The 12,205-nt window shown below is 37.0% G+C and carries 9 protein-coding genes; 4 read left to right on the forward strand and 5 right to left on the reverse strand.

Annotation, left to right across the window (positions count from 1 at the left end; genetic code table 11):
* Window positions 1-40: 40 nt before the first annotated feature.
* The 3 genes from PN471_RS12135 to PN471_RS12145 all read right to left on the reverse strand — a co-directional run bounded on the left by PN471_RS12135 (window position 41) and on the right by PN471_RS12145 (window position 4,827).
* Window positions 41-1,537 carry a DUF4335 domain-containing protein gene (locus tag PN471_RS12135; protein WP_271777058.1) on the reverse strand — a complete coding sequence of 499 codons (1,497 nt, stop codon included), beginning with the start codon at window positions 1,535-1,537 and terminating at the stop codon, window positions 41-43.
* 71 nt (window positions 1,538-1,608) lie between these two features.
* Complete coding sequence (locus PN471_RS12140) at window positions 1,609-2,211, reverse strand: DUF3038 domain-containing protein (RefSeq protein WP_193899609.1); 603 nt, start codon at window positions 2,209-2,211, stop codon at window positions 1,609-1,611.
* Window positions 2,212-2,358: 147 nt separating this feature from the next.
* On the reverse strand, window positions 2,359-4,827 hold the full coding sequence (locus tag PN471_RS12145; protein WP_271777059.1) for an endonuclease MutS2: 2,469 nt from the start codon (window positions 4,825-4,827) through the stop codon (window positions 2,359-2,361).
* A gap of 337 nt (window positions 4,828-5,164) precedes the next feature.
* Here PN471_RS12145 and PN471_RS12150 point away from each other — a divergent pair, with 337 nt between their 5' ends.
* Window positions 5,165-6,043, forward strand: a complete 879-nt coding sequence (locus PN471_RS12150; protein ID WP_271777060.1) for a hypothetical protein — start codon at window positions 5,165-5,167, stop codon at window positions 6,041-6,043.
* Window positions 6,018-6,476, forward strand: a complete 459-nt coding sequence (locus PN471_RS12155; RefSeq protein ID WP_271777061.1) for a hypothetical protein — start codon at window positions 6,018-6,020, stop codon at window positions 6,474-6,476. Before PN471_RS12150 ends, PN471_RS12155 begins: the two co-directional genes overlap by 26 nt.
* Window positions 6,477-6,530: 54 nt before the next feature.
* On the opposite strand, the gene PN471_RS12160 is transcribed toward PN471_RS12155, so the two are convergent.
* Together PN471_RS12160 and PN471_RS12165 are read right to left on the reverse strand one after the other, a co-directional pair.
* On the reverse strand, window positions 6,531-8,060 hold the full coding sequence (locus PN471_RS12160; RefSeq protein ID WP_271777062.1) for an ArnT family glycosyltransferase: 1,530 nt from the start codon (window positions 8,058-8,060) through the stop codon (window positions 6,531-6,533).
* Between the two features lie 3 nt (window positions 8,061-8,063).
* Window positions 8,064-10,502 carry a hypothetical protein gene (locus PN471_RS12165; RefSeq protein WP_271777063.1) on the reverse strand — a complete coding sequence of 813 codons (2,439 nt, stop codon included), beginning with the start codon at window positions 10,500-10,502 and terminating at the stop codon, window positions 8,064-8,066.
* A gap of 47 nt (window positions 10,503-10,549) precedes the next feature.
* Here PN471_RS12165 and PN471_RS12170 point away from each other — a divergent pair, with 47 nt between their 5' ends.
* Window positions 10,550-11,494 carry a glycosyltransferase family 2 protein gene (locus PN471_RS12170; protein ID WP_271777066.1) on the forward strand — a complete coding sequence of 315 codons (945 nt, stop codon included), beginning with the start codon at window positions 10,550-10,552 and terminating at the stop codon, window positions 11,492-11,494.
* Window positions 11,495-11,602: 108 nt separating this feature from the next.
* Window positions 11,603-11,977: an EamA family transporter gene (locus PN471_RS12175; RefSeq protein WP_193896582.1), complete on the forward strand. Its 375-nt coding sequence runs from the start codon at window positions 11,603-11,605 to the stop codon at window positions 11,975-11,977.
* The last annotated feature ends 228 nt before the right edge of the window (window positions 11,978-12,205 follow it).

Consider the following 12,205-nt stretch of genomic DNA (forward strand, 5'->3'; position numbering starts at 1 on the left):
CACACCCTACTGTAGAGTGCCAAAATCAAATTTTCGATGATTATGGCGTTTCTGGAAATGTTTGCACCTTGCTATCAGGACTAAGGATAACTCGGATTCTCAAGTTTTGCCCAAATTTATTACTAGAAACAAAGGGTTTGCCAATTTCGGGAATACCACTACTATCAATGTATTCTCTAGCGACTTGATTTAATGGTAAAATTCTTTCGATTTTGCCGTCAATACCCAATGTTAAACTATATTCTAGAGTTTGAGAAAGTCCGGTTGGTGGTTGCCAACGTTTGTTGAGGTATTCTCTCGCTTCTGCTATTTGAGGTGTATCAAATAACGTTTTATTATCAGTAGATGAGGGATCTGAGGTGGGTTTGGTTGCGGTTCTTAATCTGCTTGCTAAACTATCTTGATTTTCTGTTGGAGATGCCTGTTGTGGAGTAGTATTTCCAGCAACACTGGGCGATAATTCCCCAGCAGCAGGGGTGGGAATTAGGTTAGGAATATTACTTAAATTGTTGTTGGGGATGGTGGCAATAGATGGAGATGGTGGAATAATATCCGATGGTACATTCTTGGTTTTGGTGGGATTTATTTCTTTTTTATTGAGAACAGTTGAAGCATTTGGGATGGCTTTTGTTACTTTTGTGATCTTGGAATTGGGGATGATGCCTGGTAAGGGATAGGTTAATGGCGGTTGAGATGTTTTTGATGGTGCGGCTGGGGTGGTTGCATTAGGAAAGGAAAGGGGTGGTGCGGGGGTACTCAGGTTAGGAAGTGGTGGTGTTAGTTGGGGTTGAGAGGTGATTAACGGCAGGGACGGTGTTGGTATAGGATCTTGTCGAGTAGGTTCTATAGCGACTGGTTCAGGAGACTGGGGGATGTTTTTGGCGACTTTCTGACGATTTTTCTGAATGTTATTGGCATATTGCCAGGTAAATGGTGTTAAACCGGCTGCTAATACTAAGACTGCGGCGATAGGGGCCCATTGAGGTAAACTCGGTTTAATAATTTGATGGCTGGTAGTTGGTAAGACGACCATATCAGATGAGTATTCGTCTAAAGCTGTTGCTAAATCAAATAGTTGTAGTAAAGTCAGTTCAATTACTTGTCCAGATGTTTGGTTGACAAGATCACCAAAAAAGAGTTGATGAGTTAAATTATGACTGGGTTCTAAATATATTTTTGTTTGGGGAGTTTGGGTAGGAGGGACAGATGGGGGAATGTCTGTTGATTCTGGTTCTGATATTGTGTGGGGATGATCATTGCCTAACAAGGTAATACTAAAATCTTCCACAGATTGTTGCAGAAGTTGTTGAACGTAGGTGGTAACGATATCACATAAGATTTCTAGTTGTCGGCGATCGCCCTCAATGAGGATTTTATCTGCTTCGGGTAGTCGAGGATCATCAAATCGCAAGCTAAAACTGAGATCACTAATCACAGTTTTGTCTGTCCACCTTGACAAAAGGGAGCTTTGCGCTGATATTTCTAATGTACAAGTCGGGGGGGTGTAGCGACGAATTACAGAATTTGATGGAGACATAACAACAATTGCCAAGAAAAAAAATAGTTATTTTGGATTTTAGATGGGGAATGAAAATCAAAAATCCCAAATTATTTTGTGGAAAGGTCTATGAGTGCTAACCACAACCGCCGATGTCCACCAGATGCACTATAAAAGAGTAAATTTATTAACAGTTTGAGGGCGAGGTTGGTAAGCAAATCTGTTGAAGTTGCTTCTTCCTCTTCCATCCGGTCTTGGTAGGTATTACAAAAAGCGTCTATATAGTCTCCTAATAGGGCGGCTTGGTGAGGTTTTTGCTTATTTGCTGTCAATTGTTCTAATAAACCTATAGCCCGACGAATTAATTCTTGGTGTTGTTTGGCGAGATGGCAGATAATGAGAACTAGCGATCGCGCTTCTTCCACATCTAACTTTTTCCGTCCCCCTTGACTTTTGCGGAGGGGATTGGATTGCCGCAATCGCCACAATGCCACCCGATCTGGTACTTTGGATTCTAAGTTCAGACTAACTGCAGCTGACAGCATGGCTTCTGAACCAATACCAGTTAAGGTTTCTAGGGCTAATAGCACTAAATCTAACTGAGTTTTAATATTTTCCCATTGAGTTGTATTTGGGACTGGGATTTGGTTTAAATCCTCCCAAGGTGATTTTGGTATAGTCGGATTAGCGGTTGAGTGCATAACTTTTAGCATAAATGATCAGGCTTAAAAAATCTGTGACTGTTACCTATTTGGAAACGGTAATGGGTAATGGGTAATGGGTAATGGGTAATTGGTAATTGGTAATTGGGATTCTCCCCTGCCCCCTGCCCCCTGCCCCCTGCCCCCTGCCTCTTGCCTTTAAATATGGGCAACGGTGACACCAGTACCACCATCGGCTTGTTCTGCTGGTTCGTAGTGGTTAACTCTGGGGTGTTGTTGTAGGAAAGCGTGGACTCCTTGCTTAAGTTTACCAGTACCGTGTCCATGAATAATCCATAGGGGGCCAGCGGCTTCAGAAATAGCTTTGTCTAAGATGTATTCGGCATCGGCCACTCGTTTTCCGCGCAAATCCACAGTATTTTTCGAGGTACGAATGGCTGGGGCTGGTGGTGGTGTAACTACTGCTGGGGCTGGTTTTGGTTTAACTATGGGTTCGGGTTTTTGTCCATCTAAGGATTCTATATCTTGGAGTTGGACTGTCATTTTCATGATGCCAAACCGGACATTAAAGTTGCCGTCAGCATCAGGAATTGTTAAAACTTCGGCGGTTTGACCTAATTTGGGAATTCGCACGCGATCGCCCACTTTTGGCATAAACCCAGGCTTAGGTTTAGGTGGTGGTGCGGGTTCATATTTTTGGGCAATTTGACTTAGGGATGCGGTGGCTTGTTGGGCATCTTGGGCGTTAGGTGTGCCTTGTTGCAAGCGGCGGATGACTTGGGCTATTTCGCCTTTGGCTTGGGTAATTGCTTGTTGAACGGCGATTTCTTGGGAAGCCCGCAAATCTTTTTCTCTGGCTTCTAAGGCGGCGGCTTTGTCGGAAACTTCTTTATATAATCGTTCGGCTTGACGTAATAATTTTTGGGCTTCGGCGGCTTTGGTTTCCTGGTTGCGACGTTGGGCTTCTAAACCGGCGATGACTTGGTTGACTTCATCTGTGGCTTCTCCGACTTGAGTTTTCGCTTCTGCGACTACTTCTGGTTTTAAGCCTAAACGCAAGGCAATACTCAGGGCGTTGGAACGTCCAGGAATCCCCCACAAGAGACGGTAAGTGGGTGACAGTGTGGTTTCGTTAAATTCTACGGAAGCATTTTCAAATCGAGGATCTTCGTATTTTAGGGCTTTGAGTTCACCAAAGTGGGTACTAGCCATTGTTAGCTGGGTATGATTGGCGAGATATTTCAGTAAAGCGATCGCTAATGCACTTCCTTCAACGGGATCTGTACCTGCACCGACTTCATCAAGTAGAACTAGGGACTGGGGACTGGGAACTGGGGACTGGGAAACTTCTTCTTCCTGTTCCTGCTGATTGTTGGGCGCAGGCCCTGCGCCCCTACCTCCTGACTCCTGACTCCTGACTCCTTTCTCATCAATTGCTTCTAAAATTCGACTAATGCGGCGAATATGTCCTGAAAATGTGGATAAACTTTGTTGTAAAGATTGTTCATCGCCAATATCAGCTAAAACTTGGGAAAACCAAGGCATTTCGACGGGTTCACGGGCGGGAACAAATAAACCCACTTTCGCCATAATAGCTGCTAATCCCAAGGTTTTTAAGGTGACAGTTTTTCCCCCTGTATTTGGTCCGGTAATTGTAACTACGCGAATTTGGGGACTAATCAACAAATCTACAGGTACGACTGGATTTCCTTGTTCATGCTGCTGTTGCCAGACTAACAAGGGGTGGCGCAGATTTCGCAAGGTGATAATTTCATTGTCTTCTCGATTCACAAAATGTGGGGGATTAGAACCTATCCACAGACTGTAACGGGATTTGGCAACTGCTAAATCTAAGGTGGTGACAATAGCTAGTAATCTTTCTAAGTCTGGGGTAACTGCGGCCACCTTCTCTGTTAAAGTCCGGCGAATTACTTCGGCTTCAGTTTGTTCTTTTCTGATGACTTGCCGGAGTTGATTACCCAATGGGACGACACTATTAGGCTCTATATACAGGGTTGCGCCACTGGTTGAGGTGTCATGAACAATGCCGGGAATTGCGTCCTTCTGGGGGGCTTTAACGGGGATGACAAAGCGATCGCTTCTTTGGGTAATTAACTGTTCTTGAACAGCGCCCGATTTGGCTTGAATAATATTTTGGAGTTTTTGGGTGATTTGTCCGCGAATTTTCCGTAATTCTATGCGAATTTCCCCCATTTTCTGACTAGCACGATCAGTTACTTGTCCCCGTTCATCAATACAACGGTGGATTTCCTGTTCTAATTCGGGGTAAGTCCGCAATTGGGAAACTAAATCGCTTAAAACCGGGACATTTTCTTGATTATCAATGACACGACGTAAATTTCTTGTTCCTGCCAAGGTAGTAGCGATCGCCAACAGTTCCTCACCAGGTAAAATACTTTGGAGGATTGCCCGTTCCAGGGAATCACCAATATCCTGTATTCCCTCAAAGGACAACCCTGGATGTAAACGACTTTCCAGTTCGTAAACTTCTTTGGTTTGCGCTAATAACTGTTCACTTTCTACCTGAGTTTCAGGAATTGGCAGGTTACGCGCAACTATCGCCCCTAACTTAGTTGCCGCAAAGGTGGAAAGGTGCTGGCACAGACGGTGCCACTCTAGTAATTCTAAGGTTTCAGATTGGATCAAGGTTTCAACAACAAATCTGAAATTATCGTAACAATTTTAGCCCCTACCAGACTACATTTTGCAGGATAAATTTTTCCGGTATCCATTAGTAAGGGCAATCCCCCTGTGGTTGCCCATCCCTATATGTTAATTAGCATTATTTTGTAGCTACCAATTTAAAACCATTAGCAACCCAACCTACATTTCCTTAACTGTGTTCCTATGCCCTAATTTTAAACACTGGAATTACTGCTTCTGCTGAACGTTACGCTTATGATATTATAAGTCTATCCATTGCATTCGGTTTGCCTGTGATCTTTGGGTGGCTTAGATTATGACATAAAAACTTAGGCATAAAATGAAAAAAATTAAATTTACCACAGTTTTAACACCTTATCTAGTTCTATATAGCGCATTTGTTGTTTGTGCAATTGTGGGAATGTTGATATTTCCTGATACTTTTCATAAGTTTTTTTCTTCAACTCAATTACCCCGAACAATTCCTCCTCAATTACCTCACACCAGTTATTACTGGGATATAGAACATTATGCAAATATGGCTTTGCAAAATACTTGCACTGCTTTTTACCCTCTTTGGGGTTTTATAACTAATTGGATATTTCATCCTCAGAATTTAGATCAATTTACCTACTATTTTAAAATTACGGCTACAGCAATTTTTATAATATCTACTCCTCTGGTATTTTGGGTATTTAAAAAAGCTTTCAAAAATGAATATTTAGCATTAATAATTACTCTTGCTTATACAGTTAATCCTATGGCTATTTTTCGGGTTATAGGTTACACAGAAAGTTTATTTTCTTTTCTGGGAATTTTATTTATATGGTTGCTTTTACCTGAAAATAAATTAAATGAAAAAATTAAATTAATACTGCTATTATTTATTGTTATTTTCATGGCTTTAACTCGTCCGGTGTTAATCCAGATGATAGTTGCTTCTTTATTATCATTAAGCACAATATTTTTACTTACAAATAAATTTAGTAAAAATTATATTTTAACTACGATTATCATATCTATTTCAGCAATATTAGGTTATTCTATTTATGGAGTTTCATGTTTTGAATTAAGAGGAAATTTTTTTGCACCCTTCCATGATCAAAAACAATGGGGTAAAACATTAGGATTAAATTTAGATTTAGTGTTTTTTCCTAAATCTCCTTTGTTTGATTTATTAGGCTTATATATATTTGCCAGTTTTAATTTTAATAATTAGTTTGATTGTAATATATTGGAAAAGTAAAAACTATCAGCCATTGATATTTGTCCCTAAAAATTTTCTTTGGGATATTTTAATCCTATATCCACCTATATTATTATTAGCTTATATATTAAATTATTTGCGGGGTATAAAAAAGAAAATAATTATTTCTAAATTTGCTAATAGGTTAAAAGATAATTATATATTTTGGTTTTGTATGTATTTTTCAACAATTAATTCTTTACTTGTATTTTTTACGCAAAACCGTTTAGCAAGTTTAGCTAGATATATATTTGCAATACCTTTCTTTTTTCTGGCTTTAGGATATTTATATTGTTGTTTTCCAGGAAAACGGAAATATCAAACTATATTAATTATGAGTATAATATCCGCAATTGCTCTTGTAGAACAATGGATTAATTACGGAAAAGATAAATGGTTAGGTTAAAAAGAAATTATAAAATCACCTAAATTGTCTGGAAGTTCTACGTTATACATCCGTCTAGTTAATTAGTGATGAAATTAATGTAAATCCTTTCGCTTCTCCTATAATTTTACTCTGCTTTAAATTCATTTTCTGCAAAGTCTCCTTGTCCAATAATAAATAAGATTTATCAGCAAACTTATCCTGTAAATCGGCAATAGATGCAGGAATAATTTTACAATCACTATAAAAATCTAAACTAGGACGGCCATAAGCAAAAGAAGTATAAATTTGTGTTCCCGCAGGAACATTATCCCTAATTAATGTTGCCACTGGGAGAACAGGGTATTTTTCATTTAATTCCCAAATCCATGATTGAGAACTCATCAACATTGCTAAAACTAAATACATTCCCACAAATAAAACCCGAATAAATTGACGATTATGCTGATTAACTAACCATGATGTTATTCCCATAGTCATTGCTAAAACAATACTCATCACAATTAACAACGGCTGTTTATCAAACATACTAAAATAAACACAACCTGCCAAACCAACAATCACTAAAAATGCAAAAAATCCTGTTAAAAATCTACTTTTAAACTTCCCACTTTGCCAAATATCACTTAAATTAGCCCCAATTGCTAAGGCTAAAAATGGATAAACTGGCATAATATACCAAGGTAATTTTGTCCCCATTAGAGAAACTATAGTCAAATAAACAATTGTCCCCACCAGAATTAAACAACCCCAAACAGTATGACGATTTTTCCAACTTAAATATAAACCACCTGGCAAAAACAACAACCAAGGAAAACCATATTTGAGAATTTCCAGTAAATAATACCAAACAGGACCCGTATTACCTTCCACAGCTTTTCCCAATCTATCAAAAGCTTGGGATTGAAAATGCACTGCTAAGAAAATATTGCCATAATGTTGCCATTGGACAAAATACCAAGCAACAGCAGGGAAATTACCTAACACCATTCCTATCCAGAGAAATGGATTTTTTAATAAAGATAATTGTTGATTAACAATAATAAATAAACCAGCTATTCCCCCTAAAACTACCACCAACATTCCCTTAGTTAGAGTAATTAAACCCAAACAAACACCGATACCCAAAGCATATTTTTTATGATCTTTGGCTTTAAGAACACAAAATAACAACAATAGAAAAAAGGAAATAGTCATCCCATCTAACATTGCCAGTCTACCATGACGGACGACCGGTAATAATGTTAAATAAACCAAAGCTGAAAATAAAGCTGGTAAATTTTCTTTAAAAGCTAAACGTCCAATTAAATAAAGTAAAGGTACTCCTAACGCTGTTAAAAATGCTCCCGGAAATCTAGTAGTAAATTCTTGCACTCCAAAGATATGATAGCAACCAGCAATCAACCATTGCATCAAAGGTGGTTTTAATAAAAAAGGATCTCCTTGAATAGTTGGATAAACCCAATTACCAGTCCGATAAATTTCTCTAGCGACTATAGCATAAGTACCTTCATCCCAATCTCGTAAAGGTAAATTACCCAAACCTATCAACCATAAAATCAAAGATGCTACCAATAAACCTAAAAACCATTGTTTATGACTCATATTTCATAAATGAATTAATGGGAGAAATTTCATGATATTTGTAACTGTTTTTAAAGTCTTTAATTCTGGTATATCTGGTTTTAATTTTTCTGCTACTATCAACTGCTTTTGAGCTTGTTTGGGTCGAAACTCATATAAATAAACAAATGCTAAATAAAGCCAAGTATAGGGATTTTGACGATCATATTTAGTCAATTCTGTTAAATTCTGGATTAATGGTTTGGCTTTGCGTTGTAAAAGTTGTGATAAAACTAAAGTATAACGCCAATTCAGGTTATTTGGTTCATTTTCTAGGTAATAATTAGCAGCAAATTCAATTTGCTTTAAATAATCTTGAGTAGGATCATATTGATTAAAATTATCTATTTGCACAAAGATATTATCTAATTTTCCCTGTCGTAAGTCTACTGCTAGTTGTGACATTCGGGAAACTAAATCTAAAGGTGGAGTTTTTGATAATTTTCCTGTATCTGTAACATTGACAATTATCTTAGGAATATTTAAAGGTGTAGTTTTGCCATTAATTTTATCTAAATATAGTGCGGATAGTTGATATTTTCCTAGCGGTAACTCCTGGGGAATAAATGTAGCGAGATTCTCAATTACTCGAAAATTTCCTTGAGGATGACATTTTATACCACAATATAGATTACCTAATGCGATCGCATGATCATGGTACCAAGCTGATTTTCCATTTTGCCATTTCAACAGTAACAAACCATTTTGTAATTCATCCCATGAACCTGTTATTTGATAGGTAACTGAGTTATTTTGATTTTTGATGACTTGATTGGCAATTATGACTTTTTCTAAAGAAATTGATTGATTATTACTATTGATTTTTTCAACAACTATATGGGGATTTCTGCGATGATATAGTCGTAATTTATCACCATGAGGTAATACCCAATCACTTTGTAATTTTAATGCAGGATCAGTTTCAACCAAAGATTTTAATTTGCGTTTAGTTTCTCCCTTTTCTCCTGGTTCATCTGGTTCATTATCTTTGGTGACATACCATGATAAATACTGCAAATCTTGATCTACCTGAGATAATTTCATGGTTAATTTTCTGCCATAAATACGAAAATCAGCTAGTGTCCCAAAATAATCTAAAGTAAATTCATTAACTTGGGGTGTAGAAACTGGAATTACTCCCAAAGTTGTTCTTAAATATGGAGTAGTTTGATTAATTTTCGCCATTAATTCTGCAAGGGGATATTTTTTACTCTCATCATTTGGTAAATGTTTTCCACCCCAAACTTGAATTAGGGGTAAAGGAAATAAATTATTGAGTAAAACTATCCCACTTAATAATAAAGTTGCTAATCTTAATCTATTAAACCAGATGTTTTCAATCAAGTTAAAAAAGTAAGCCAAAATTAAACTAATTACCGGAAAACAAGGCAGAATAAATCTAATATCCTTATTTGTCCCCAGAGAACAAATTATATAACTACTAATTAGAGAAATAAATAACCAACTTAATGCAGATTTTGATAAATTATCTGACAAGAAATTTTGAGTACCCCGACGTTTAGAAAGGTAAATTAAGAAAATACCAATACTTACAAACAATATGGGAAAACCAACTGTTTCAGGAATAGCTTGCGGATAATATAACCAACCAGCAATTGTTGTTGCAGATGGATCACCTTCTCCTTTTCCCACATGATTAGCATTTAAGGCAGAAGTAATAATAGTTAACCAATTTACACTATACCAAGAACCAGCAATCAACCAAGCTAAAATTAAAGATAATCCTGTTTGAATTAATTTAATAAATTTACGTTTGCTGATAAAAATAATTAATGTGCAAATACTAGGAATGAGAATAAAAATAAACCCGGTAGGTTTGGATAACATGATTAACCCTATTCCTATCCCTAGTAAGAGAGTTAATATCCATGATGAAAACCCAGTATAACTATCTTTCCAAATTGTTAAAACTGTGAAAGTAGCTATGACAATAGCCGTTAAACCATAATCTAATAAATAATCTGTGCGAATAATTCCCATAATGGGAAATAACAAGCAAAATATGCTGGCTGTGATGCCAATTTTTCGGTTGGGAAATAAATAATTCCCTAAATGGTATACTGATAAAATAATTATCGCTGTATATAATAAATTAACTAAACTTGCTTGATCATGACCCTTACCAAACAATACTAAAAACGGTACAGTACAAATATATACAAAAGGAGCGCGATAACTAGGGGTTAATTGCCATAGAGATAACCACCAATCACCTGATAAGATATTTAAGTTTTGAAAAATTCGATAATGATGTAAGGCTCCAGTTAAATGTGCGCTTTGATCATAAGCTGGAATAGATTCATCTAGGAAAAACCATGTTCTATCTATCATTAATCCTATTAACCAGATGGTTAATAGTATGATATAGTCTTTATTGATTTTTAGATAAGAGGAATAATTCATTATATTTGGATTTTCAGGCAATTAAATTTTCAATAAATTTTATCATGATCAATCAGCCCATCTACTCCCTAGTTATCCCCATTTATAACGAAGAAGAAAACATCATGGAGATGTATCGCCGGTTACATGATGTTATGGAACAGTTAGACGATGAGGTGGAATTAATTTTAATTGATGATGGTAGCCGCGATCGCTCTTTAAGTATGATGCGCGAATTACACCATCGTGACAATCGAGTCCATTACCTCAGTCTCGCCCGGAATTTTGGGCATCAAATCGCCGTTACCGCTGGTTTGAACTTTGTCCAAGGTAAATGTATCATTGTTATGGATGCCGATCTTCAAGATCCACCAGAATTAATTTTAACAATGATCGAAAAATGGCATCAGGAATACCAAGTAGTATACGCCCAACGCATATCCCGTCAAAAGGAAGGTTGGCTAAAACGCTTAACAGCATACCTTTTCTATCGTCTGCTTCGACGCTTGGCTAAAGTTGATATTCCTGTGGATACAGGCGATTTTTGCTTAATGGATAGACAAGTAGTAGATATACTCAATTCTATGCCAGAACGCAACCGTTATATTCGCGGTTTACGTGCTTGGGTGGGTTTTCGACAGACCTCTGTACTTTTTGAAAGAAACCCTCGGTTTGCCGGAGATGTAAAATACACTTTTGGTAAATCTTTATCCCTGGCAATTGATGGTATTATCTCTTTTTCCACAGTTCCTCTGAGACTGGCAACCTACTTAGGGATTATCTCGGCGGCGATCGCTATGATTATGATAGTATTAGTGCTTTATTGGCGAATCTTTGCCCCAGTTTCTCACTTAATTGGTTACACATTAATTACAATTTCTATGTTTTTCTTGGGTTCAGTCCAATTAATTTGTATTGGTATTTTAGGCGAATATATTGGCAGAATATATGAAGAAGTAAAAGGTCGTCCTCTTTATACATTAAAAGAAACTGGAGGCTTGACAAAACACTAAAATATTAAACTAAAAAAACAATCTTATCCTGTAGGGGCGCAGGGACTGCGCCCTCCATTCTATTCCATCCACCCAATCACCGTTATCAATAAAATTAAGGTAATATCAGTGTCAATCCCAGAATTTAGTTTACTACTAATATCAGTTATCATTAGTGTCGCTGGACAATTTTTTTTGAAAATGGGGGCAATTAAATTAGGTAAAGTTCATGGAGGAAACATGATCAGTCTGATTCTGAATATGATCACCATACCAGAACTTTTATTAGGATTAACCTGTTATGGTATTGGTGCAGTAGCCTATATCTTACTCCTAACCAGGGTCAATCTCAGCGTTGCTGCCCCTGCTGTATCCATTGGTTATATATTTTCTGTATTATTAGGTTACTTTGTTTTAAAAGAACCTATTTCTCTCACCCGTGTTTTTGGACTAGGTTTGATTGTCACTGGGGTGATATTAGTGATTTGGAAAAAATCAACTTAACAGCACAGCTAAATCCACTATTATGGAAGAGTTATGAATCCGTGATAAAAATATGTCCACTTAAGGTTAGATTAGTAGCTAATGTAACTCTCTGTACAGGACAAAAAATAGAGAAAAAGCTTGCAAAGGAAACAGAGAAAGGGTTTCATAGAAAGTTACCACACAATCAAAGAAACCCCTATGAACCAGATTAACTTATTACGAGACACACTAAAACCACATTTGGAA

It is taken from the genome of Aphanizomenon sp. CS-733/32, assembly GCF_028330045.1.
GTDB classification, from domain to species: Bacteria; Cyanobacteriota; Cyanobacteriia; order Cyanobacteriales; family Nostocaceae; genus Dolichospermum; species Dolichospermum gracile.

Excerpts from the sequence above, each read along its gene's own strand:
- PN471_RS12160 (WP_271777062.1), bottom strand. The coding sequence starts at position 8,060 with ATGAGTCATAAACAATGGTTTTTAGGTTTATTGGTAGCATCTTTGATT.
- PN471_RS12140 (WP_193899609.1), bottom strand. The coding sequence starts at position 2,211 with ATGCTAAAAGTTATGCACTCAACCGCTAATCCGACTATACCAAAATCA.
- PN471_RS12135 (WP_271777058.1), bottom strand. The coding sequence starts at position 1,537 with ATGTCTCCATCAAATTCTGTAATTCGTCGCTACACCCCCCCGACTTGT.
- PN471_RS12150 (WP_271777060.1), top strand. The coding sequence starts at position 5,165 with ATGAAAAAAATTAAATTTACCACAGTTTTAACACCTTATCTAGTTCTA.
- PN471_RS12165 (WP_271777063.1), bottom strand. The coding sequence starts at position 10,502 with ATGAATTATTCCTCTTATCTAAAAATCAATAAAGACTATATCATACTA.